Annotated in this window: 13 protein-coding genes, 11 tRNA genes, 3 rRNA genes and 1 pseudogene; 2 read left to right on the top strand and 26 right to left on the bottom strand. The window is 45.1% G+C overall.

Features of this window, described 5'->3' with window-relative positions:
• Window positions 1-40: 40 nt before the first annotated feature.
• Window positions 41-853, top strand: a complete 813-nt coding sequence (locus ACT17O_RS09490) for a PTS mannose/fructose/sorbose transporter subunit IIC (protein WP_001280317.1) — start codon at window positions 41-43, stop codon at window positions 851-853.
• 14 nt (window positions 854-867) lie between these two features.
• A pseudogene (locus ACT17O_RS09495) lies at window positions 868-1,792 on the top strand (PTS system mannose/fructose/sorbose family transporter subunit IID).
• Window positions 1,793-1,851: 59 nt separating this feature from the next.
• Here ACT17O_RS09495 and ACT17O_RS09500 read toward each other — a convergent pair.
• The 26 genes from ACT17O_RS09500 to pbp2a form a co-directional block, all read right to left on the bottom strand.
• Window positions 1,852-4,080, bottom strand: a complete 2,229-nt coding sequence (locus ACT17O_RS09500; RefSeq protein WP_444817471.1) for an HAD-IC family P-type ATPase — start codon at window positions 4,078-4,080, stop codon at window positions 1,852-1,854.
• A gap of 165 nt (window positions 4,081-4,245) precedes the next feature.
• Complete coding sequence (gene pepC, locus ACT17O_RS09505; RefSeq protein ID WP_065371420.1) at window positions 4,246-5,580, bottom strand: aminopeptidase C; 1,335 nt, start codon at window positions 5,578-5,580, stop codon at window positions 4,246-4,248.
• Window positions 5,581-5,689: 109 nt separating this feature from the next.
• Window positions 5,690-6,412: a pseudouridine synthase gene (locus tag ACT17O_RS09510; RefSeq protein ID WP_095726414.1), complete on the bottom strand. Its 723-nt coding sequence runs from the start codon at window positions 6,410-6,412 to the stop codon at window positions 5,690-5,692.
• 232 nt (window positions 6,413-6,644) lie between these two features.
• The gene (locus ACT17O_RS09515) at window positions 6,645-6,875 is read right to left on the bottom strand and encodes a GlsB/YeaQ/YmgE family stress response membrane protein (RefSeq protein WP_000901578.1); all 231 of its coding nucleotides are present in this window, start codon (window positions 6,873-6,875) and stop codon (window positions 6,645-6,647) included.
• 9 nt (window positions 6,876-6,884) lie between these two features.
• Complete coding sequence (locus tag ACT17O_RS09520; RefSeq protein WP_444817472.1) at window positions 6,885-8,126, bottom strand: aminopeptidase; 1,242 nt, start codon at window positions 8,124-8,126, stop codon at window positions 6,885-6,887.
• Window positions 8,127-8,148: 22 nt separating this feature from the next.
• Entirely contained in the window at window positions 8,149-8,301 is a 153-nt protein-coding gene (locus tag ACT17O_RS09525; protein ID WP_084868704.1) for a hypothetical protein, read from the bottom strand.
• Between the two features lie 24 nt (window positions 8,302-8,325).
• Window positions 8,326-12,717, bottom strand: a complete 4,392-nt coding sequence (locus ACT17O_RS09530; protein ID WP_444817473.1) for a PolC-type DNA polymerase III — start codon at window positions 12,715-12,717, stop codon at window positions 8,326-8,328.
• 175 nt (window positions 12,718-12,892) lie between these two features.
• A tRNA-Pro gene (locus tag ACT17O_RS09535) sits at window positions 12,893-12,966 on the bottom strand.
• A 15-nt stretch (window positions 12,967-12,981) separates the two neighbouring features.
• Window positions 12,982-13,055: transfer RNA gene (locus tag ACT17O_RS09540), tRNA-Arg, on the bottom strand.
• Between the two features lie 11 nt (window positions 13,056-13,066).
• Window positions 13,067-13,152 (bottom strand) — tRNA-Leu (locus tag ACT17O_RS09545).
• Window positions 13,153-13,159: 7 nt separating this feature from the next.
• Window positions 13,160-13,231 (bottom strand) — tRNA-Gly (locus tag ACT17O_RS09550).
• Between the two features lie 27 nt (window positions 13,232-13,258).
• Window positions 13,259-13,331, bottom strand: a tRNA-Thr gene (locus ACT17O_RS09555).
• A gap of 12 nt (window positions 13,332-13,343) precedes the next feature.
• Window positions 13,344-13,425: transfer RNA gene (locus tag ACT17O_RS09560), tRNA-Leu, on the bottom strand.
• A 5-nt stretch (window positions 13,426-13,430) separates the two neighbouring features.
• Window positions 13,431-13,503: transfer RNA gene (locus ACT17O_RS09565), tRNA-Lys, on the bottom strand.
• Between the two features lie 24 nt (window positions 13,504-13,527).
• Window positions 13,528-13,600, bottom strand: a tRNA-Asp gene (locus ACT17O_RS09570).
• Between the two features lie 2 nt (window positions 13,601-13,602).
• Window positions 13,603-13,675 (bottom strand) — tRNA-Val (locus ACT17O_RS09575).
• 4 nt (window positions 13,676-13,679) lie between these two features.
• Window positions 13,680-13,795, bottom strand: a 5S ribosomal RNA gene (gene rrf, locus ACT17O_RS09580).
• A 76-nt stretch (window positions 13,796-13,871) separates the two neighbouring features.
• Window positions 13,872-16,774, bottom strand: a 23S ribosomal RNA gene (locus ACT17O_RS09585).
• 122 nt (window positions 16,775-16,896) lie between these two features.
• A tRNA-Ala gene (locus tag ACT17O_RS09590) sits at window positions 16,897-16,969 on the bottom strand.
• Between the two features lie 51 nt (window positions 16,970-17,020).
• Window positions 17,021-18,569: ribosomal RNA gene (locus ACT17O_RS09595) — 16S ribosomal RNA — on the bottom strand.
• Together the 16S, 23S and 5S rRNA genes with 11 tRNA genes alongside form the textbook arrangement of a ribosomal RNA operon.
• A gap of 228 nt (window positions 18,570-18,797) precedes the next feature.
• Window positions 18,798-18,869 (bottom strand) — tRNA-Glu (locus ACT17O_RS09600).
• Window positions 18,870-18,934: 65 nt separating this feature from the next.
• Window positions 18,935-19,408, bottom strand: coding sequence for a hypothetical protein (locus ACT17O_RS09605; protein ID WP_049478144.1), 474 nt, complete (start codon window positions 19,406-19,408; stop codon window positions 18,935-18,937).
• 119 nt (window positions 19,409-19,527) lie between these two features.
• On the bottom strand, window positions 19,528-20,064 hold the full coding sequence (gene nusG, locus ACT17O_RS09610) for a transcription termination/antitermination protein NusG (RefSeq protein ID WP_049478143.1): 537 nt from the start codon (window positions 20,062-20,064) through the stop codon (window positions 19,528-19,530).
• A 52-nt stretch (window positions 20,065-20,116) separates the two neighbouring features.
• Window positions 20,117-20,293, bottom strand: a complete 177-nt coding sequence (gene secE, locus ACT17O_RS09615; RefSeq protein WP_000505776.1) for a preprotein translocase subunit SecE — start codon at window positions 20,291-20,293, stop codon at window positions 20,117-20,119.
• A 9-nt stretch (window positions 20,294-20,302) separates the two neighbouring features.
• Window positions 20,303-20,455, bottom strand: coding sequence for a 50S ribosomal protein L33 (gene rpmG, locus ACT17O_RS09620; protein ID WP_001809375.1), 153 nt, complete (start codon window positions 20,453-20,455; stop codon window positions 20,303-20,305).
• Window positions 20,456-20,507: 52 nt separating this feature from the next.
• On the bottom strand, window positions 20,508-22,703 hold the full coding sequence (gene pbp2a, locus ACT17O_RS09625) for a penicillin-binding protein PBP2A (protein WP_444817474.1): 2,196 nt from the start codon (window positions 22,701-22,703) through the stop codon (window positions 20,508-20,510).
• Window positions 22,704-22,716: the final 13 nt, after the last annotated feature.

The raw sequence follows: 22,716 nt of genomic DNA on the forward strand, positions 1-22,716 counted from the left end.
TAAATACTTTATTAAAACTAAATAGAAAAGGAATAAAACCATGTCAGATATTTCAATCATTTCTGCTATCTTGGTTGTAGTTGTTGCCTTCCTTGCAGGTCTTGAAGGTATCCTCGACCAATTCCAATTCCATCAACCAATCGTCGCATGTACCCTTATCGGACTTGCAACTGGTAACCTCGAAGCAGGGGTTATGCTTGGTGGATCTCTTCAAATGATCGCCCTTGGTTGGGCAAACATCGGAGCTGCCGTAGCTCCTGACGCTGCTCTTGCATCTGTTGCTGCAGCAATCATCTTGATCAAAGGTGGTAACTTTACTACTGATGGTATCGCCGTTGCAACGGCAACAGCTATCCCTCTTGCTGTAGCTGGACTTTTCTTGACAATGATTGTTCGTACAATCTCAGTTGCCTTAGTTCACTCAGCTGATGCTGCTGCTAAAGACGGAAACATTGCAGCTGTTGAGCGTGCTCACTTTGTTGCACTTCTTCTTCAAGGTCTTCGTATTGCAATCCCTGCTGCCTTCCTTATCGCTATCCCAGCTTCTGCTGTTCAAGACGCTCTTGGTTTGATGCCAGACTGGTTGAACGGTGGTATGGCTGTCGGTGGTGCTATGGTCGTTGCCGTTGGTTACGCTATGGTTATCAACATGATGGCAACTCGTGAAGTATGGCCATTCTTCGCTATCGGTTTTGCTCTTGCAGCTATCTCTCAATTGACTTTGATTGCCCTTGGTGTCATCGGTGTTGCCCTTGCCTTCATCTACCTTAACCTTACAAAACAAGGTGGAAACGGTGGCGGCGGAGCTGCGACTTCTAACGACCCAATCGGTGATATCCTAGAAGACTACTAGAAAGGGGAACAATCATGGCTGAAAAAATTCAATTATCAAAATCAGATCGTCAAAAAGTTTGGTGGCGTTCACAATTCCTTCAAGGTTCTTGGAACTACGAACGTATGCAAAACTTGGGTTGGGCTTACTCATTAATCCCAGCTATCAAAAAATTATACACTAAAATTATACACTAAAAAAGAAGACCAAGCGGCTGCTCTTGAGCGTCACCTTGAGTTCTTCAACACTCACCCATACGTAGCTGCTCCTATCATGGGGGTTACTCTTGCACTTGAAGAAGAGCGCGCTAACGGTGTAGAAATCGATGACGCGGCTATCCAAGGGGTTAAAATCGGTATGATGGGACCTCTTGCTGGTATCGGTGACCCAGTATTCTGGTTTACAGTTCGTCCTATCCTTGGAGCCCTTGGTGCATCACTTGCTGCATCTGGTAACATTGTTGGTCCCCTTCTCTTCTTCTTTGGATGGAATGCTATCCGTATGGCCTTCCTATGGTATACACAAGAGTTCGGTTACAAAGCTGGATCTGAGATCACTAAAGACATGTCTGGTGGTATCTTGAAAGACATCACTAAAGGTGCTTCTATCCTTGGTATGTTCATCCTTGCCGTTCTTGTACAACGTTGGGTATCCATCAACTTCACTATCAACCTTCCAGGCAAACAATTGTCAGAAGGTGCCTACATCAACTTCCCAGAAGGTCCTGTTACAGGAGCTGAGTTGAAGGGCATTCTTGGTCAAGCGCTTAGTGGTATGAGCCTAGATAGAGTTCAACCACAAACGCTTCAAGGTCAGTTGGACTCATTGATTCCAGGATTGATGGGACTTCTCCTTACTTTCCTTTGCATGTGGTTGCTTAAGAAAAAAGTATCTCCAATCACAATCATCCTTGCCCTCTTTGCAGTTGGTATCGCAGCTCGTTTCTTCGGTATCATGTAATCTCGGTGAGAATATATAAACAAAAAAGAATCAGGATTAAACCTGATTCTTTTTATGTATCAACTTTTTCTCCTAGTAAGATAATGAAAGCACCCAATCACCACTGCTAGTATGGCAACATAGAGTAGCTGTTTGGCTTCTAAAGGCACAAAAGCTCCCTGTAGGATAAAAGTATTGGCAAGTACACCAACAAGGGCTGCAAGGCTCAAAAACGTGAGCAAAAGCATCTTGTATCGATTAAAAGGCAAGCTGACCTTGGCAACTAGACACAGACCATTGATCAGGGCAAGGAGGAAGCAAATAAATTTGACCTGACCTGGGACAGTGATAAAGAAGTTGGTCAAAAGAACACTAGCAACCAGAATGCCACCACCAATCGCAGCATTGGTCAAAATATCTCGCATAAAATGTGTACTAACCTTTTCTTTATTGGACTCAAAAGTTAGGAAGAAGGATGGAATCCCAATCGTAATGGCTGAAATGATTGTAAACTGAATGGGGATAAAGGCGAATTCCAAACCAAATACCACACTCAAAATCGCAAACACGATGGAGAAGAAGGTCTTTGTTAGAAAGAGAGAAGCTACCTTTTGAATGTTATTAATCACACGGCGACCTTCCATCAAGATATCATAAAATACTGCAAAGTCATCAGTGAGAAAAACAATATTGGATACACTTTTAGCTGCACTCGTAGCCCCCTTCATGGCAAAACTAATATCTGCTTTCTTGAGAGCCAGAACATCATTGACCCCGTCACCGCTCATGGCAACTGTTTTACCAGCCTTTTGCAAAATAGATACCATCTTTTCTTTCTGTTCAGGTGTCACACGACCAAATATTTCGTGTTCCAAGACCACTCTCTCAAAGTCATCATCGCTCACCTTGGTCATATCAATCGCACGGGCTTCTTCCTTAAAACCTGCCTTACGAGCCACCCCATATACAGCCACATGATTATCACCGCTGATGATCTTCACTTCAACACCTTGAGATTCGAAATAGTCAAAGGTTTCCTTGGTATTGTCCTTAATCTCATCTGACAAAATGACGTGGCCTAGTAGTTCCATATTGGCTGGACTCGTGATGTGGTCCTTACTATGGGCAAGTGTCAAGATTCGAAAACCTTGCTGTTTCAGATGCTCATAGTAGGCATCCATCGGCTGGGTAAAGCCCAGAAACTCATAGGCTCCGAAGAAATAGGTCCCACCCTCTTTTACTTGGACAAAGGAATACTTGTTTTTACTTGAAAAGGCACCGACTTCTTGAACTTCCCACTTTTTCTCACAGGTTAAGTAAGTCTTCAGAGCTCGGGAAGTTGCATTTTCATCCTCGAAATAAGCCAGATAAGAAGACAGTTTCTCTGCCACATTAGCATCCATTTCTTGGACCTTCATATTCCCCGTCGTGATAGTTCCTGTCTTATCAAAACAAAGAACATCTACTCGCGCCAAGGTCTCCACACAGTATAGCTCCTGCACCAGAACCTTCTTTTTAGCCAGCTTCATGGCAGCTACTGCTAGAGAGACGCTAACCAAGAGAATCAAGCCCTCTGGAATCATGCCGACCAAGGCGCCAGAACTTCCCAAGACAATTTCAATATAAGTCCGCCCTAGACTAAAACCTCTGACATAGAGCAGAATGGCAACTGGCACCAGCAAGATGGAGACGATTTTTAAAATCTTATCCATGTAATCGCGCAGTTGAGAAGGATATTTTTTGAATTCCTTGCTGGATTTTGCGAGTTTGTTGATATAACTATCGGGTCCGACCGCCGTCGCCGTGACCAGACAAGTACCGCTAACGACATTGCTTCCGCTCATCAGCTTGTCACCTGCTGTTTTAAAGACCGAATCACTCTCACCAGTCAGCAAGGACTCATCAACTTCAATATTCCCTTCAAGGACTTCTGCATCGACAGGTACCTGATCTCCCAGATTGAGATGCAGATATTCCCCCAGTACGATGTCCTCTGGAGCAACCTCAATCGTTTGACCATCTCGGTTGACTCTGTACTTACTTTTACCAAGCAAACTCAGCTTTTCTAAGGCATTTTTTGAACGCACTTCTTGGAAAATCCCAATGGCTGTATTGATAGCAATCACACCTAAAAAGAGCATATTTTCAAATCGCAAGGTTGTGGCTACCAGAACTGCCAGAGCCAAGTTCATAGCATTAAAAAAGGTAAAGATATTTGAAACGACGATTTCCTTGGTTGTTTTATAGGGTTTAATGTCGCTGATATTTCGTTGACGATCCTTGATGTCTTGACTGCTTAAATACTTCATTTCTACTCCGATATCCTTTTGTACTACTATAGTAACACATATCTTTTTCTCTGTCACTTAAATACTCAAAATAAGAAGAACTCCCTTGGCAAGCATCATCTATCCCCACTTTAAGAAGGACTTAAAAAAGAAGCTAGGATTTCCCTAACCTCTTTTCTTTATGCTTTATTCTGCCAAGGCTCCCATTGGATCCCATGGTGCAAGTACGATTGGTTCTGCTTCATAAGCAGCTTGTTCTTCTGCTGTCAGCAATTCCTTACGGACAACGATTTGATAGGTGTATTCATCCATCCAAGCGTCTGAGGCGACGAAGTAACCATCTGTACCGACCTTGTCTCCCCATGAGTTTTCAACCTTCCACTTAGTTGACTTGCCATTTTCATCCAAATCAACACCTGTCAAGACCATAGCGTGGGTCATCAAGCTTTCGCTGTAGTCCAAACGTCCAGCCTTGTCTTGAGTCAGTTGAATATCCATACTTGATTCAAAGTCATAAACATCTGTCGCAAGGATCCCGGCTTTGCGGTTGCTGAGCTGGCCGACATCTGAACCAAACCAAACAGTTTCTCCTGTCTGCATTTGGGCAATCGCCAATTCTTTCAAGCGCTCCATAGGAACGTTGATGTAGCGAACTGCACGGCTACCAACCACATTTCCCAACATCTCAACTGTGTAAGATTTGCCGTAAGGCTTGTCAGCAGTTGGAGCATTGATAACAGAAACATAGTCTTCTAGAGGAAGATTGACATATTTCTTGTAAAATTCCTGTGGTGTGATTCCTTTTTCACTTTGGTAGTTATCATCCTTATCGCGATAAGCAAAGTCAAATTTACGTGGTGGAAGCCCTAGTGACATAGCAAGGAAGTTAAAGATTTCTTGCAAGAGGTCTTCTTTCTTAGCTTGAACAGTCGCTTGGTCTGCACCAGCAGCAAGCAAGTCACGCAAGATTTGAGCATCTTGGCGAAGCAATTTGTTGAGGATTGCATTTAGCTCACGGCTACTGCTAGATGAAACTGACTCAGGATAAACTGACTTAGGCACAACACCGTATTTCTCAAAGAGAGAAACGACCATATCCCATTGACCACCGTCTTGTTGTGGAGTTTGGAGTAGGAAGCTAACCTTGCGGCTCGTCAATTCTTGGTCTGCAGTCGCAATCACTTGCTCCAAGAACCAGTTGGATTTCTCGTACTTGTCCCAGAAGAATGTGTGGGCTTGTGACAACTCAAAGTTCTCCAGTTTGTATTGAGAGATGAGTTTGTGGCGGAAGGTGTTGAGAGCTGCAAACATCCAGCAACGACCAGACGCTTTCTGGTTGGTTACCTTGTCCTTGGTCAAATCCAATGAGAAAACAGGTGCATTGTCGACATGGCTTTGGCGACGCTCTAGGGCTGCAAAAATTCCGTTGTGACTGGCAGCATTTTCGATTGCTTGGTATTTGACATTTGCTTCATAGTTGGCAAATAGTTTATCTGTAAATGATTCTTGAATCGCGTTCATAGATTCCTCCTTTTATTCTACTGTCTATTATAACTCTTTTCACAAAGGAAGCAACTGAAAAACGAAAAAGGCAAGGACATTCTCCTCACCTTTTCTAACATAAACCCAATTAAGCAATACTAGCAAGGAGATTTTCTAACTCCTCCTTGGTCAAACGACGCCATTCTCCTCGTTCTAAGTTCTCATCCAAAACTAAAGTTCCCATCGTCAAACGTTGTAGGTTCACCACTTCCTTGCCACAGTAGGCCACCATTCGTTTGACTTGATGGAACTTCCCTTCAGCAATGGTCACACGAACCAGACTTTGATTTTTTTTTGGATCTACTGATACAAACTCCAGTTTAGCTGGCTGGCAGGTAAAGTCCTTGAGCGGAATCCCCTTAGCAAATGTCTCCACGTCTTCTTGGCTCATGATTCCCTCGACTTGAGCCAAATAGGTCTTATCCACATGACGTTTTGGTGAAAGAAGAGCATGGGCAAGCTGGCCGTCATTGGTCAAAAGCAGGAGGCCATGCGTGTCAATATCCAAGCGCCCTACTGGAAAAACTTCCTTGGTCCGAGCAATATCATCCAACAAGTCCAACACTGTTCTGTGTTTAGAATCCTCAGTCGCTGAAATGACTCCTTGGGGCTTGTTCATCATGTAGTAGACAAACTCCTCGTACTCTAGCACTTGACCATCAAAGCGAATTTCGTCTTTTTCTTCATTTATTTGCAATTTTGCTGATTTTTCTTTTTTGCCATTGACCGTCACGCGTCCAGCCTTGAGCAAGTTTTTGACCTCCGTCCGACTTCCCACAGCGCATGCAACTAAAAATTTATCTAATCTCATAAAACTATTATATCATACTCAAAAGGAGGCTGGTACAATGACCAACCTCCTTTTCTTTTCATACTCTTCAAAAATCTCTTCAAACCGCGTCAACTTCCATCTGCAACCTCAAAACAGTGTTTTGAGCTGACTTCGTCAGTTCTATCTATAACCGCAAAGCAGTGCTTTGAGCAGCCTGCGGCTAGTTTCCTAGTTTACTCTTTGATTTTCATTGAGTATCAGATTTAAGAAATTAACTTCCTCGTCTCCAGAAAATAGCTAAGACAACCATAGCACCTAAAACAGCTGGAACAATAGCTATCCCCGCTAGGTTTGGACCCCAAGTTCCAAAGAGCAGGTGCCCCAAAGAAGCACCAATCCAGCCGAGAAACATTTTCCCAAAGCATCCCATGCTTTCTCCGCGATTGGTTAAAGCACCTGCCAAGAGTCCCACTAGGAGACCAACAAACATACTTCCAAGCATAGCTTCTCCTTAAATTGCCCAGTCTCCATTACGGAAGAGTGGTACGCGTGTTCCATCCTCACGGATACCATCGATATCCATTTGACTCGAACCAATCATAAAGTCCACGTGAACATCTGAACGGTTCAGTCCTGCAGCTTCAAGCTCTTCTTCGCTCATCTCTGCCCCACCAACAACGCTAGTCGCATAGGCTGCACCGATAGCCAAGTGGTTTGAAGCATTCTCATCGAAAAGGGTGTTGAAGAAGGTAATGCCTGACTGAGAAATTGGGCTTGGATCTGGTACCAAGGCACATTCCCCCAAGGCACGCGCACCTGCATTTTCAAAGACAAGGTCTTTCATGACCTGATCACCCTTTTCAGCAGTAATGTCAACGATTTGTCCATCCTTGAAGGTTACTTTAATGCCTTCGATGATATTTCCATTATAGCTCAGTGGTTTTGTAGAAGTGACATAGCCATCTGCACGACGGAAGTCAGGCGCTGTAAAGACTTCTTCTGTTGGCATATTTGGCAAGAATCCTTCGCCCTGTGCATTGATAGCACCAGCTGATTCCCAAACGTGGTTCTTTGGCAAGCCAAGTATCAAATCTGTCCCTGGAGCTGTGTAGTGAAGGGCTGAAAATTGTTCTTTATTAAGCATTTCCGCCTTGCTCTTAAGGATTGCTGCATGTTCTTCCCAAGCCTTAACTGGATCTTCTTCGTAGACACGGCAAGTTTTGAAGATTTGATCCCAAAGGAGATCGACTGCTTCTTCATCGCTTGCTGCATTTGGAAAGACTTTCTTAGCCCACTCAAGTCCAGCAGCGGCGGCTACAGTCCAGCTAACCTTATTGGACTGAGTTGCGATACGCATTGGTTTCATCGCAAGTCCCATCGCTTTGGCAGAAGCTGAAAGCTTATCCGCATCCACTCCGTTCAAGGCACCTGGGTCAGAAGAACGGACACCGAGACGGCTAGCCTTATTCTCCAAGAGATAGTTCATCTCAGCAATCTTGTATTCTGGCACATTGTCCAGACGCTCCATCGGCGCGTGGAGGAATTTCTCACGGTTGATGACATCATCTGTCCACTGAACAATAACCTCATGAGCACCCAAGGCATAAGCTTCTTTCACGATCAAATGCGCCAACTCACGTTGCTCCACATCGATAGAAAGAGCCAAGGTGTGACCAGGTTGCACATTAATTCCATTCGCAACCAACAATTTCGCATATTTTTCTAGATTTTCTTTAAAATTTGGTAAAACCATTTTTATTTCTCTTTTCTATTTTTTATTTTTCTTTCAAAGCAGAGAATAATCCTGCTAAAGCAATGGCACCAGACAAGAGCGCTGTTGATAGAAGAATTGTCTGATCAGCAAGTTCCAATTGATATTCAAACACCTTCTCAGCTGGCTTATCTTCTGCAAAAATTTTTAGTTTCACGAAAAATGTTCTCCGTTCTAATTCTTAAAACAACTCATCAAACAAACTCAACTGGTTGTCCTCTGGCATATTGCCGAGAATCCCCATTTCATCCATCTTTTCAACCAAGGTTGATGAAAGTCCACCACGCTTGCGCAGTTCTGTCTTAGAGAGGAACTCACCCTCTTCACGCGCACGCACCAACTGCTTAGCAACGTTCTCTCCCAGACCATCCATTGCTACAAATGGTGGGATAAGAGTGTCTCCGTCAATGATGAATTCAGTCGCATCACTACGATAGAGGTCTAACTTGCCAAACTTAAAGCCACGTTCCCACATCTCATTGACAATCTCAAGAGTGGTATAGAGGTCAATTTCCACATTAGAGGCTTCATTGTTCTTCCGTTTTTCAGCGATTTCTTCCATTCTGCGCTTGATGGCGTCCAAGCCCGCACCCATGGTCTTGATATCAAAAGCCTTAGCGCGGATTGAAAAGTAAGCACAGTAGTAATAAATGGGATGGTGAACCTTGAAGTAGGCTACGCGCAAGGCCATCATAACGTAGGCTGCCGCATGGGCCTTAGGGAACATATACTTGATTTTTCCACAGGATTCGATATACCACTCTGGTACCTTATTAGCCTTCATAGCCTCGATGTAGCCATTTCGTTCTTCTTCGGAAATCTTCAGCCACAAGCCCTTACGTACCCGTTCCATAATGGTAAAGGCCATCTTAGGCTCGAGGCCCGCATGCATGAGATAAACCATGATGTCATCCCGACAACCGATAACAGTCGATAGGTCCGCTATTCCTTGCTTGATCAAATCCTGGGCATTTCCCAACCACACATCAGTACCGTGGGACAGACCAGACAACTGAAGCAATTCCGCAAAGGTCGTCGGATGCGTTTCGTCTACCATCCCACGTACAAAGTTTGTTCCAAACTCTGGGATTCCCAGCATGCCCGTCGGCGTTCCGATTTGCTCCGGCGTCACCCCAAGCACATCCGTCCCAGAAAAGAGGGCCATGACACCTTCGTCATCCATAGGAATTTCATTAGGGTCAATCCCAGACAAGTCCTGCAATTTCCGAATCATGGTCGGATCATCATGCCCCAGTACATCAAGTTTGAGGACATTCTCATCGATATCATGGAAGTTAAAGTGAGTCGTCTGCCATTCAGCCGTCACGTCATCTGCTGGATACTGAACAGGCGTAAAATCGTAAACATCCATGTAGTTCGGAATAACAACGATTCCTCCCGGGTGTTGTCCTGTAGTTCGCTTGACACCAGCAGCACCTTGAGCAAGTCGTTCCACCTCTGCATCACGATAAAACTTCCCATAGTCCCGCTCATAGCCCTTGACAAATCCATAAGCAGTCTTAGCCGCAACTGTACCAACCGTTCCCGCACGGAAGGCATATTCTTCACCAAAGATATCACGTACATCCAAGTGGGCGCTAGACTGGTCTTCTCCCGAGAAGTTCAAGTCAATATCGGGAACCTTGTCCCCATCAAAACCAAGGAAGGTCTCGAACGGAATATCCTGCCCATTTTTGCTAAGTTTATGACCACAGTTTGGACAATCCTTATTGGGCATATCAAACCCTGAACCGTAAGAACCATCCGTGATAAACTCGCTGTACTGACACTGACCACAAACATAATGAGGAGAAAGAGGATTAACCTCCGTAATCCCAATCATAGTCGCAACAAAACTGGACCCAACAGACCCACGAGAACCAACCAAGTAGCCCCGTTCATTGGAACGTTGCACCAGCATCTGCGATGCCAGATAAATCACGGCAAATCCATTCCCCAGAATAGAAGTCAATTCTTTTTCAATCCGCAAATCAACGATATCTGGCAGCGGATTTCCATAAATCTCAAAAGCTTTCTTGTAGGTCAGCTCAGCAACCGTTTCTTCTGCCTTGTCGATGAAAGGTGTATACAAGTCACCCTTAACAACCTCAACAGGCTCAAAAATTTCTGCCAAGGCATTGGTATTTTCAATAACCAGTTTACGAGCCAGTTCCTCTCCCAAGAAGGCAAATTCATCCAACATCTCATTAGTCGTTCGAAAATGAGCCTTTGGCAAAGGAGCTGGTTGGGCATGTTCGCCATGACCGATGGTTCGGTTAATCATAGCCCCCTGTCCCAAACTACGGACAATAATTTCACGGTAAATCTCTTCTTCCGGTTCAATATAGTGAACATTACCCGTAGCCAAAACAGGCTTGCCAAGGCGGTATCCCACTTCTATCAAACTTTTGATAATGGTCTGGAGTTCCTCCATATCCTTGACCTGCTCCTTGGCAATCAAGGGAGCATAGATAGCCGGTGGCATGACCTCGATAAAGTCATAATACTTGGCCACTTCAACCGCCGCGTCCACACCTTGGGAAACAACTGCGTCAAAAACTTCGCCTTCCGAGCAAGCCGACCCCAAAATCAAGCCCTCCCGATGGGCGTCTAGAACCGTTCTCGGAATCCGTGGCACCCCTTCAAAATACTTGGTGTTAGACAAAGAAACCAGCTTAAAAATATTTTTTAAACCAACTTGATTCTTGACATAAATGGTCGCATGTTTAATCCGAGCTTTTTTATAAGAATCTGGACTGATTAGATCAATATTGAGTCTAGCCAGATCGGTCACACCATGTTTTTCTGCTACCTCTTTGATAAAGATGAAAAGCAGACGACCAGTAGCTTCCGCATCGTAGTTGGCCATGTGGTGGTGTTCAAGTGCTACACCAAAACGCTTAGTCAAAGGTCCCAAACCATGGCGTTTATACTCAGGATAGAGGTTTCTAGCAAACTCCAGTGTATCGATAACTGGCTGGCTAATCCTAGGCAGACCATGGCGCTCATAATTGGCATTCATAAAGCCAACGTCAAAGGTCGCATTGTGGGCAACTAAGACTGTATCCTTGCAAAATTCTTGGAATTCTTGCAAAACTTGTTCCAGTGGTTTAGCATTTTTGATATGATCATCTGTAATTCCTGTCAACTCAGTAGTAAAGGCTGATAATGGATGCCCAGGATTGATAAATTCATCAAATTCGGCAATAACATTCCCCTTATACATCTTAGAAGCCGCAACCTGAATCAGGTCATTATAGATGGCTGAAAGCCCCGTCGTTTCCACGTCAAAAACCACATAGGTAGCTTCTGACAAGTCCATCTCCACTTCGTTGTAAACGATAGGGACACGGTCCTCCACAATATTGGCTTCCATTCCATAGATCAGCTGGATTCCAGCTTTCTTGGCCGCCTTATAGCCGTGTGGGAAAGATTGAACATTTCCATGGTCCGTGATGGCAACCGCCTTGTGTCCCCACTTAGCAGCTGTCGCAACGATCTCCTCTACTTCTGGTAGAGCATCCATAGTCGACATATTTGTATGAGCATGAAACTCAACCCGACGTTCACCTTCTGGCATCAAATCCTTCCGCTCATAGTGAACAACTTCCTGCACATCCTGCACGTTCATGGTCAAATCACGTGTGAAGTTATTCATCTCCACATTCCCACGAACTCGGAGCCAAGAATTCTTCTTAATGATGTCAAACTTCTGAGCCTCTTCCTCATTCTTAACCCATTTTTGCATTGAAAAACTTGAAGTGTAATCCGTCATTTTAAAGTTGATCAAAACACGACCAGTTCTGGTCACCTTATGCTCCACATCAAAAACGACCCCTTCAAAGACCAGGCGATTTTCCTCAGTCGTCACGTCGATCATCTGGGTAACTTCAGCCTTATCTAGTTTAGACTTGGCCGCAGCCTTTTTGGCCTGAAAATCAAAGGCTGGCTTCTCTTCTACTGGAGGGGGAGCCATTTGTTCCAGTTGCTCCATAGCCCGGAGCGCTTCCTCATTGGCAGCTTGAACAATCTGTTCATTCTCCGTATGGAAGGCTTCCTCCTGCTCTTGTGTAAGAGCATCATTCTTTTCTATTTGGCATACAAAAGCTGGAAAACCAAACTTTACGAGTTGCTTTGCTAGATTAGGAAGATGATTCTTCTTAAAGTGCTCCTTATCAATCGCCTCTGAACCTTCAATAATGAGTTGATTTCCCTCCGCACGAACTTGCAAGTTCTGGTAAAGAGATTTAAACCCTTGACTTGCACACGGACCTTCAGAAAAAGCCTCTCTATAGTAGGCTTGTAAGAGTTCATTTGAAAATTCTAGAGAGAGAACCTTGATTTCGAAAACAGCTCGATTCCCTGTCTTAGAAAATTCTTCACTAAGCCTTTTCTTTAACTCTAAAAAGATTTCAATCGGTAAAATATTAGAAAATACAAAATGAAATTCCCAAATCTTACTAATTTTATGAACCACAACACGCTCAATTCTGGCATCAACAAGAGCAGGATCCCGTCTCAATTGATCAGAGATTCCTAGTTGATTCATTAAAATTTCAAACTTACTTGACATTCATTTTCCTCACATTATTCTCTTACTATTTTACCATAATTAAAGAAAATATATGACTAGTACCATTCCTTAAGCACTGCTAGTTTACACAAATTTGTTCCGTAAACAAAAAAGAAGACTCTCAGAATCTCCTTAGTAAATAAAAAAAGATACCCTTAAGTATCCTCGTAATCAATCGGGAAGACAGGATTCGAACCTGCGACACCTTGGTCCCAAACCAAGTACTCTACCAAGCTGAGCTACTTCCCGCGTTAAATAAAAAAATGCACCCTAGAGGAGTCGAACCTCTAACCGCCTGATTCGTAGTCAGGTACTCTATCCAGTTGAGCTAAGGGTGCCCATCATTATATGCCGAGGACCGGAATCGAACCGGTACGATCGTTACCAATCGCAGGATTTTAAGTCCTGTGCGTCTGCCAGTTCCGCCACCCCGGCCTCTCTAAGCGAACGACGGGATTCGAACCCGCGACCCCCACCTTGGCAAGGTGGTGTTCTACCACTGAACTACGTTCGCATCGACCTCTTATTCTATATAAAAAAATGCCGGCTACATGACTTGAACACGCGACCCTCTGATTACAAATCAGATGCTCTACCAACTGAGCTAAGCCGGCTGATTTCTATTATGCGGGTTAAGGGACTTGAACCCCCACGCCGTTAAGCGCCAGATCCTAAATCTGGTGCGTCTGCCAATTCCGCCAAACCCGCAAATATGACCCGTACTGGGCTCGAACCAGTGACCCATTGATTAAAAGTCAATTGCTCTACCAACTGAGCTAACGAGTCTAAAATAACTTCCGTTATCTTAAACGGTCCCGACGGGAATCGAACCCGCGATCTTCGCCGTGACAGGGCGACGTGATAACCGCTACACTACGGGACCTATGGGAGTTAACGGGATCGAACCGCTGACCCTCTGCTTGTAAGGCAGATGCTCTCCCAGCTGAGCTAAACTCCCTCGAGCTAAGCGACTTCCATATCTCACAGGGGGCAACCCCCAACTACTTCCGGCGTTCTAGGGCTTAACTACTGTGTTCGGCATGGGTACAGGTGTATCTCCTAGGCTATCGTCACTTAACTCTGAGTAATACCTACTCAAAATTGAATATCTATCAAATACCAAGAAAACCTCACACTTCGTATTCTCAGTTACTTTGGATAAGTCCTCGAGCTATTAGTATTAGTCCGCTACATGTGTCGCCACACTTCCACTTCTAACCTATCTACCTGATCATCTCTCAGGGCTCTTACTGATATAAAATCATGGGAAATCTCATCTTGAGGTGGGTTTCACACTTAGATGCTTTCAGCGTTTATCCCTTCCCTACATAGCTACCCAGCGATGCCTTTGGCAAGACAACTGGTACACCAGCGGTAAGTCCACTCTGGTCCTCTCGTACTAGGAGCAGATCCTCTCAAATTTCCTACGCCCGCGACGGATAGGGACCGAACTGTCTCACGACGTTCTGAACCCAGCTCGCGTGCCGCTTTAATGGGCGAACAGCCCAACCCTTGGGACCGACTACAGCCCCAGGATGCGACGAGCCGACATCGAGGTGCCAAACCTCCCCGTCGATGTGAACTCTTGGGGGAGATAAGCCTGTTATCCCCAGGGTAGCTTTTATCCGTTGAGCGATGGCCCTTCCATACGGAACCACCGGATCACTAAGCCCGACTTTCGTCCCTGCTCGAGTTGTAGCTCTCGCAGTCAAGCTCCCTTATACCTTTACACTCTGCGAATGATTTCCAACCATTCTGAGGGAACCTTTGGGCGCCTCCGTTACCTTTTAGGAGGCGACCGCCCCAGTCAAACTGCCCGTCAGACACTGTCTCCGATAGGGATAACCTATCCGGGTTAGAGTGGCCATAACACAAGGGTAGTATCCCAACAACGTCTCCTTCGAAACTGGCGTCCCGATCTCTTAGACTCCTACCTATCCTGTACATGTGGTACAGACACTCAATATCAAACTGCAGTAAAGCTCCATGGGGTCTTTCCGTCCTGTCGCGGGTAACCTGCATCTTCACAGGTACTAAAATTTCACCGAGTCTCTCGTTGAGACAGTGCCCAAATCATTACGCCTTTCGTGCGGGTCGGAACTTACCCGACAAGGAATTTCGCTACCTTAGGACCGTTATAGTTACGGCCGCCGTTTACTGGGGCTTCAATTCATACCTTCGGATTACTCCTAAGCACTCCTCTTAACCTTCCAGCACCGGGCAGGCGTCACCCCCTATACATCATCTTACGATTTAGCAGAGAGCTGTGTTTTTGATAAACAGTTGCTTGGGCCTATTCACTGCGGCTGACCTAAAGTCAGCACCCCTTCTCCCGAAGTTACGGGGTCATTTTGCCGAGTTCCTTAACGAGAGTTCTCTCGCTCACCTGAGGCTACTCGCCTCGACTACCTGTGTCGGTTTGCGGTACGGGTAGAGTATGTTTAAACGCTAGAAGCTTTTCTTGGCAGTGTGACGTCACTAACTTCGCTACTAAACTTCGCTCCCCATCACAGCTCAATGTTATAGAATTAAGCATTTGACTCAATTCACACCTCACTGCTTAGACAGACACTTCCATTCGTCTGCTTTAGTTAGCCTACTGCGTCCCTCCATCACTACATACTCTAGTACAGGAATATCAACCTGTTGTCCATCGGATACACCTTTCGGTCTCTCCTTAGGTCCCGACTAACCCAGGGCGGACGAGCCTTCCCCTGGAAACCTTAGTCTTACGGTGGACAGGATTCTCACCTGTCTTTCGCTACTCATACCGGCATTCTCACTTCTATGCGTTCCAGCACTCCTCACGGTATACCTTCTTCACACATAGAACGCTCTCCTACCATACCTATAAAGGTATCCACAGCTTCGGTAAATTGTTTTAGCCCCGGTACATTTTCGGCGCAGGGTCACTCGACTAGTGAGCTATTACGCACTCTTTGAATGAATAGCTGCTTCTAAGCTAACATCCTAGTTGTCTGTGCAACCCCACATCCTTTTCCACTTAACAATTATTTTGGGACCTTAGCTGGTGGTCTGGGCTGTTTCCCTTTCGACTACGGATCTTAGCACTCGCAGTCTGACTGCCGACCATAATTCATTGGCATTCGGAGTTTATCTGAGATTGGTAATCCGGGATGGACCCCTCACCCAAACAGTGCTCTACCTCCAAGAATCTTTATGTCGACGCTAGCCCTAAAGCTATTTCGGAGAGAACCAGCTATCTCCAAGTTCGTTTGGAATTTCTCCGCTACCCACAAGTCATCCAAGCACTTTTCAACGTGCCCTGGTTCGGTCCTCCAGTGCGTCTTACCGCACCTTCAACCTGCTCATGGGTAGGTCACATGGTTTCGGGTCTACGACATGATACTAAAGCGCCCTATTCAGACTCGGTTTCCCTGCGGCTCCGTCTCTTCAACTTAACCTCGCATCATATCGTAACTCGCCGGTTCATTCTACAAAAGGCACGCTCTCACCCATTAACGGGCTCGAACTTGTTGTAGGCACACGGTTTCAGGTTCTATTTCACTCCCCTCCCGGGGTGCTTTTCACCTTTCCCTCACGGTACTGGTTCACTATCGGTCACTAGGGAGTATTTAGGGTTGGGAGATGGTCCTCCCAGATTCCGACGGGATTTCACGTGTCCCGCCGTACTCAGGATACTGCTAGGTACAAAGACTATTTTAAATACGAGGCTATTACTCTCTTTGGCTGATCTTCCCAAATCATTCTTCTATAATCTTTGAGTCCACATTGCAGTCCTACAACCCCGAAGAGTAAACTCTTCGGTTTGCCCTCCTGCCGTTTCGCTCGCCGCTACTAAGGCAATCGCTTTTGCTTTCTCTTCCTGCAGCTACTTAGATGTTTCAGTTCACTGCGTCTTCCTCCTCACATCCTTAACAGATGCGGGTAACAGGTAGTACCTGTTGGGTTCCCCCATTCGGAAATCCCTGGATCATCGCTTACTTACAGCTACCCAAGGCATATCGTCGTTTGTCACGTCCTTCTTCGGCTCCTAGTGCCAAGGCATCCACCGTGCGCCCTTATTAACTTAACCTTATTTTTTGACCTTTCAGTCATAAACTCTTTTAATACTACAGCGTTTCGGTTTATTTTCTTGTTACTATTTGATATAGATATTCAATTTTCAATGTGCATTACTTGGTGATCTCTCACCAATGGAGCCTAGCGGGATCGAACCGCTGACCTCCTGCGTGCAAAGCAGGCGCTCTCCCAGCTGAGCTAAGGCCCCACAAGACCTCTCAAGACTAAACAAGACCAATGTGCAGTTCCTTATCCTTAGAAAGGAGGTGATCCAGCCGCACCTTCCGATACGGCTACCTTGTTACGACTTCACCCCAATCATCTATCCCACCTTAGGCGGCTGGCTCCTAAATGGTTACCTCACCGACTTCGGGTGTTACAAACTCTCGTGGTGTGACGGGCGGTGTGTACAAGGCCCGGGAACGTATTCACCGCGGCGTGCTGATCCGCGATTACTAGCGATTCCGACTTCATGTAGGCGAGTTGCAGCCTACAATCCGAACTGAGACTGGCTTTAAGAGATTAGCTTGCCGTCACCGGCTTGCGACTCGTTGTACCAGCCATTGTAGCACGTGTGTAGCCCAGGTCATAAGGGGCATGATGATTTGACGTCATCCCCACCTTCCTCCGGTTTATTACCGGCAGTCTCGCTAGAGTGCCCAACTGAATGATGGCAACTAACAATAGGGGTTGCGCTCGTTGCGGGACTTAACCCAACATCTCACGACACGAGCTGACGACAACCATGCACCACCTGTCACCTCTGTCCCGAAGGAAAGCTCTATCTCTAGAGCGGTCAGAGGGATGTCAAGACCTGGTAAGGTTCTTCGCGTTGCTTCGAATTAAACCACATGCTCCACCGCTTGTGCGGGCCCCCGTCAATTCCTTTGAGTTTCAACCTTGCGGTCGTACTCCCCAGGCGGAGTGCTTAATGCGTTAGCTGCGGCACTAAACCCCGGAAAGGGTCTAACACCTAGCACTCATCGTTTACGGCGTGGACTACCAGGGTATCTAATCCTGTTTGCTCCCCACGCTTTCGAGCCTCAGCGTCAGTTACAAGCCAGAGAGCCGCTTTCGCCACCGGTGTTCCTCCATATATCTACGCATTTCACCGCTACACATGGAATTCCACTCTCCCCTCTTGCACTCAAGTTAAACAGTTTCCAAAGCGTACTATGGTTAAGCCACAGCCTTTAACTTCAGACTTATCTAACCGCCTGCGCTCGCTTTACGCCCAATAAATCCGGACAACGCTCGGGACCTACGTATTACCGCGGCTGCTGGCACGTAGTTAGCCGTCCCTTTCTGGTAAGATACCGTCACAGTGTGAACTTTCCACTCTCACACTCGTTCTTCTCTTACAACAGAGCTTTACGATCCGAAAACCTTCTTCACTCACGCGGCGTTGCTCGGTCAGACTTCCGTCCATTGCCGAAGATTCCCTACTGCTGCCTCCCGTAGGAGTCTGGGCCGTGTCTCAGTCCCAGTGTGGCCGATCACCCTCTCAGGTCGGCTATGTATCGTTGCCTTGGTGAGCCGTTACCTCACCAACTAGCTAATACAACGCAGGTCCATCTGGTAGTGATGCAATTGCACCTTTTAAGCAAATGTCATGCGACATCTACTCTTATGCGGTATTAGCTATCGTTTCCAATAGTTATCCCCCGCTACCAGGCAGGTTACCTACGCGTTACTCACCCGTTCGCAACTCATCCGCTCGGTGCAAGCACCAAGCTTCAGCGTTCTACTTGCATGTATTAGGCACGCCGCCAGCGTTCGTCCTGAGCCAGGATCAAACTCTCATTAAAAGTTTGAGTTCTCACTCATTTCTGTCACTGACAGATTTATTGTTTTTTCATTGTTCAGTACTATAACCTCAGTTATAGTGCCCTGCACATTGGTTCGTCTTGTTCAGTTTTCAAAGGTCTTTGTCACTCATTCTCTCAAGCGACAACTATATTAGTATATCACAGCTACCTGTCTCTGTCAACAGATTTTTAAAACTTTTTTCAAGTTTTTTTAGCCACAATACACCATAGTCCGTACGGGATTCGAACCCGTGTTACCGCCGTGAAAAGGCGGTGTCTTAACCCCTTGACCAACGGACCTTGAGCTTTTCAACTCTTTCTATTATACCTACTTTTTTACCTTTGTCAAGGACTTTTTTTCCTCTTTACCGAAATTCTGAAAAGATAAGGGAAAGTTCTCTCAGGAGAGCTTTACGTCCTCTAAAGACTTCCCCTCCCATGAGACGGTCTATTAATTCTTGTTTTTCCACACTCTGTTTTGATTTGTAATTCTTTAGAAGTTCGTGAAAGAGATAATAATCGTCCAGCCTGAGTCCTTTTTCTCCTAGACGATGGCTAATCTCACTCACCTCTTCATAGGGTTCTTTGTCAAAACGGCGCTTGTGACTTTCCTGTTTACGGATGTAATCTAGAATACGATTTCTAAATTTTGTTTTAAAGCAGACATATAGTTGATGGCGCTCGCCCTCTAGTAACTCTGGGTTGCGACTCACCAGCTCATACAGACATAACATGCCTTCCTGGTCCCAGTCCTCTTTCTCCCACAGATGCAAATGATAATCTTTGCGACACTTATGGACGATTCCCTTACTTTCTTCATATAAGTCTTTTAGATTCATAGACCTCTCCTTTCTGCATTTAGTTTAGCAAAATGCGCGAGCCCCTGGGTCTACTTCCTCTATTCTATACTTCTTTCTCCCTCAACGACACATAAAAGAGAGGCAAAGCCTCTCTGGGGTTATAATTCTGCAATTTGGGTGAGATTCACTTCTGCAATCGTATCATTACCAAACATAGAGATAATCATCTTCACTTTGTTGTTATCAATTTCAGTAATTTTCCCTGTGTAGTCTGCAAAAGCGCCATCAATGATGCGGACTGTCTGGCCAACTTCAACATCAATATCGAACTCTTGAACAGTTTGTCCCATTGAAACCAGAATATCACGGATTTCTTGTTCCAATAGTGGAGTTGGTTTTGATCTGTTACCGTGTGAGCCGACGAATCCTGTTACGTTAGGTGTGTTTCGAACGACGAACCATGCTTCATCGGTCATGACCATTTCTACAAGGACATAACCCGGAAAGCGATTCTCTTCAATTTCTTTTTTCTTTCCATTTTTCTCAACTTGCACAGTTTGTGTTGGAATCTCAACGCGTAGAATATTGTCCAACATGTTATAAGTTTGTGCACGTTGCAATAGATTTTCTTTTACCTTATTTTCATAGCCAGAATAAGTTTGTAGAACAAACCATCCCTTGTCAAAACTATCCATGATATTTCCTTTCATAATAGAAGAAAGCTAGCAGAAGTTCTCCGCTTTTCTTCTAAAAAATGTTAATAAATCGAATCAAACCTGAAACAATCAACTGGTCAAAAATATAAATGATGACCACAAAGAAGGCAGTGTATTCCATAATAGAGCGAAAATCTCTCCAGCTTTCTTTGCGAGTTGGCCAAGTTGTTTCTTTAAGAAGTTTAAAAATATCCTTAATAAAACCCATCGTTCTCTCCTATCTCGTTTCTCTATGTGTCGTATATTTTCCACAATGTTTACAAAATTTATTTACTTCTAGTCGTGTTGGCTTGGGGTTCCCACTGATTTTGATTGAGTAATTCCTTGAACCACAAACTGCACAAGCTAGGCTTGCTTTTTTTAGTGCCATAACGCCTCCATCTTATCTATTATAACAAGAAACCTGGGCTTTGACAAGCCTCTTAACGAAATAGATTAAGGATTGAGTCCCATATTGTCTGGGCTTTTTCTTTTATTTTAGCTTCTGAAATCGCACGCCCTGCTTCATCTACAAGATTTTGTGCACGACTACGAATATCTCCTATCGGGTCCTCAGACTGGTTTGTCTCATTTTCAGCAACCTGCTTTTTCGTATTTTCTGGTTCAATCCCATTTTGTTTATAAGCATTCTCAACTGTAAAAGTGCTACCTGGAGTGTAAGGCAAAATGGTATTAGCCATACTTCTAAAGACATGGGCTGCTCCATTTGAGGTCGAACCTGCTAGATAATGATTCTCATCTGTTGTTGGGAAGCCGAGCCAGTGGCTAATTACAACATCTGGAGTATAGCCGATCACCCACTGGTCACTGGTATATTCTGGGTTGAAAACAGCTTCAGTCGTACCTGTTTTACCAGCCATAACGTAATCCGCTGGTGACGAACTAATTCCTGTACCATTGGTAAATGTTCCTAGCATCATACTGGTCATCTTATCGGCTACCGACTTATCAATCACTCGTTTTTGGGAGTTTTTATGACTCTTGATGACCTGACCGCTGGCATTTTCAATACGAGTGATGAAATGTGCTTCAGGCATTAGACCTCCATTGGCAAAGGCTGCATAGGCTTGCGCCATCTGGAGAGGATTCGTTTCCACACCTCCTCCAAGAGCAACTCCAAGAACTCGGTCAACTTTTTCCATATTCAGACCAAATCTCTCTCCAGCGTCAAAAGCTTTGTCAATACCTAATTCATTTACAGTCGCAACTGCTGGTAGGTTAAGTGATTCCGCCAAGGCCTGATACATAGGTACTTCAGGAGAAGTCTTAATGCCCGCATAGTTGTCTACTTGATAACTGTTGTACTGCATCGTATGATTATCCAGTTGCTTGTTCAAGGCCCATCCCGCTTCTACAGCTGGAGTGTAAACGACCAAAGGCTTAATCGTCGATCCTGGGCTACGCTTAGACTGAGTGGCATAGTTAAAATTACGGAAACCTGGTTTGTCATCCCCAGCTACACGACCAACAACTCCACGCACTCCACCAGTCTTGGGTTCTAGAGCGACACTACCTGATTCGGCATGCGTTCCGTCTTCTGCTGTTGGAAATAGCGAAGTGTTTTCGTAAATAACCTGCATGTTTGCTTGGTAGTTTTGGTCAAGCTCTGTGTAGATTCGATAGCCATTGTTGACAATCTCTTCTTCTGTGAGATTGTACTTGGAAACCGCTTCGTTGACAACTGCATCAAAATAGGACGGGTAACGATAATCCGAAACCTTGCCTTCATACTTATCTTGCAGTTGTGAAGCCATATCTACTCCAGCCGCTTCGGTCTCTTGATTTTTATCAATATAGCCCGCTGCAACCATATTTTGCAAAACAGTATCCCTACGGTTGGTCGAAGTCTCAACAGAATTTAATGGATTATACAATTCTGGTCCCTTGAGCATCCCTGCTAGAGTGGCCGCCTGATCAAGCGTTAGTTGTGAAACCGATACACCGAAATATTTCTTACTTGCATCTTCAACACCCCATACCCCATTTCCAAAGTAGGCATTATTGAGGTACATAGTAAGGATTTGCTCCTTGCTGTATTTCTTGGTCAATTCTAAGGCAAGGAAAAACTCCTTGGCCTTCCGTTCAACGGTCTGATCCTGGGAAAGATAGGCATTTTTCGCCAACTGTTGAGTGATGGTGGACCCCCCTCCAGAACGGCCTGCTGTAAGGATGGCTAGAAAGAAACGACCGTAGTTAATCCCATCATTTTTATAAAAGGAACGGTCCTCTGTCGCGACGACAGCATTCTGCAAGTCTTTACTAATATCTGTCAGTTCAACATAGGTTCCCTTTTGACCTGATAGGGCTCCTGCCTCTTTTTCTTCGCGGTCAAAAATCAGAGTTCGCGTTTTCAGGGCATTTTGCAAGTCATTGACATTGGTAGACTTGGCTATCGCAAATAGGTAGGTTCCTACCAGTAAACCAGCACTTAACCCTAAAATGATGACGATTTTTGTCAGATGATAACGACGCCAAAATTTCCGAATTGGACCTACTTGGGACAATTTTTTTCTGTCGCTCCGTGAACGACGCATGCTAGTCGAATCAGACTCCGCTGATTCATTCGTTTCTTTTTTAAAGAGAGAAAGAAACTTCTCAAATAATTTATCTAATTTCATGCGTTTATTTTAT

Origin of the sequence: Streptococcus sp. HJ1 (assembly GCF_052399005.1) — a bacterium.
GTDB lineage: Bacteria > Bacillota > Bacilli > Lactobacillales > Streptococcaceae > Streptococcus.

What these genes read in the sequence shown, in the direction of transcription:
- pbp2a (WP_444817474.1), bottom strand. Translation starts at nt 22,703, where the DNA reads ATGAAATTAGATAAATTATTTGAGAAGTTTCTTTCTCTCTTTAAAAAA.
- nusG (WP_049478143.1), bottom strand. Translation starts at nt 20,064, where the DNA reads ATGGATAGTTTTGACAAGGGATGGTTTGTTCTACAAACTTATTCTGGC.
- ACT17O_RS09510 (WP_095726414.1), bottom strand. Translation starts at nt 6,412, where the DNA reads ATGAGATTAGATAAATTTTTAGTTGCATGCGCTGTGGGAAGTCGGACG.
- pepC (WP_065371420.1), bottom strand. Translation starts at nt 5,580, where the DNA reads ATGAACGCGATTCAAGAATCATTTACAGATAAACTATTTGCCAACTAT.
- ACT17O_RS09490 (WP_001280317.1), top strand. Translation starts at nt 41, where the DNA reads ATGTCAGATATTTCAATCATTTCTGCTATCTTGGTTGTAGTTGTTGCC.
- ACT17O_RS09515 (WP_000901578.1), bottom strand. Translation starts at nt 6,875, where the DNA reads ATGCTTGGAAGTATGTTTGTTGGTCTCCTAGTGGGACTCTTGGCAGGT.
- ACT17O_RS09520 (WP_444817472.1), bottom strand. Translation starts at nt 8,126, where the DNA reads ATGGTTTTACCAAATTTTAAAGAAAATCTAGAAAAATATGCGAAATTG.
- secE (WP_000505776.1), bottom strand. Translation starts at nt 20,293, where the DNA reads ATGGGTTTTATTAAGGATATTTTTAAACTTCTTAAAGAAACAACTTGG.
- ACT17O_RS09605 (WP_049478144.1), bottom strand. Translation starts at nt 19,408, where the DNA reads ATGAATCTAAAAGACTTATATGAAGAAAGTAAGGGAATCGTCCATAAG.
- ACT17O_RS09500 (WP_444817471.1), bottom strand. Translation starts at nt 4,080, where the DNA reads ATGAAGTATTTAAGCAGTCAAGACATCAAGGATCGTCAACGAAATATC.
- rpmG (WP_001809375.1), bottom strand. Translation starts at nt 20,455, where the DNA reads ATGGCACTAAAAAAAGCAAGCCTAGCTTGTGCAGTTTGTGGTTCAAGG.
- ACT17O_RS09530 (WP_444817473.1), bottom strand. Translation starts at nt 12,717, where the DNA reads ATGTCAAGTAAGTTTGAAATTTTAATGAATCAACTAGGAATCTCTGAT.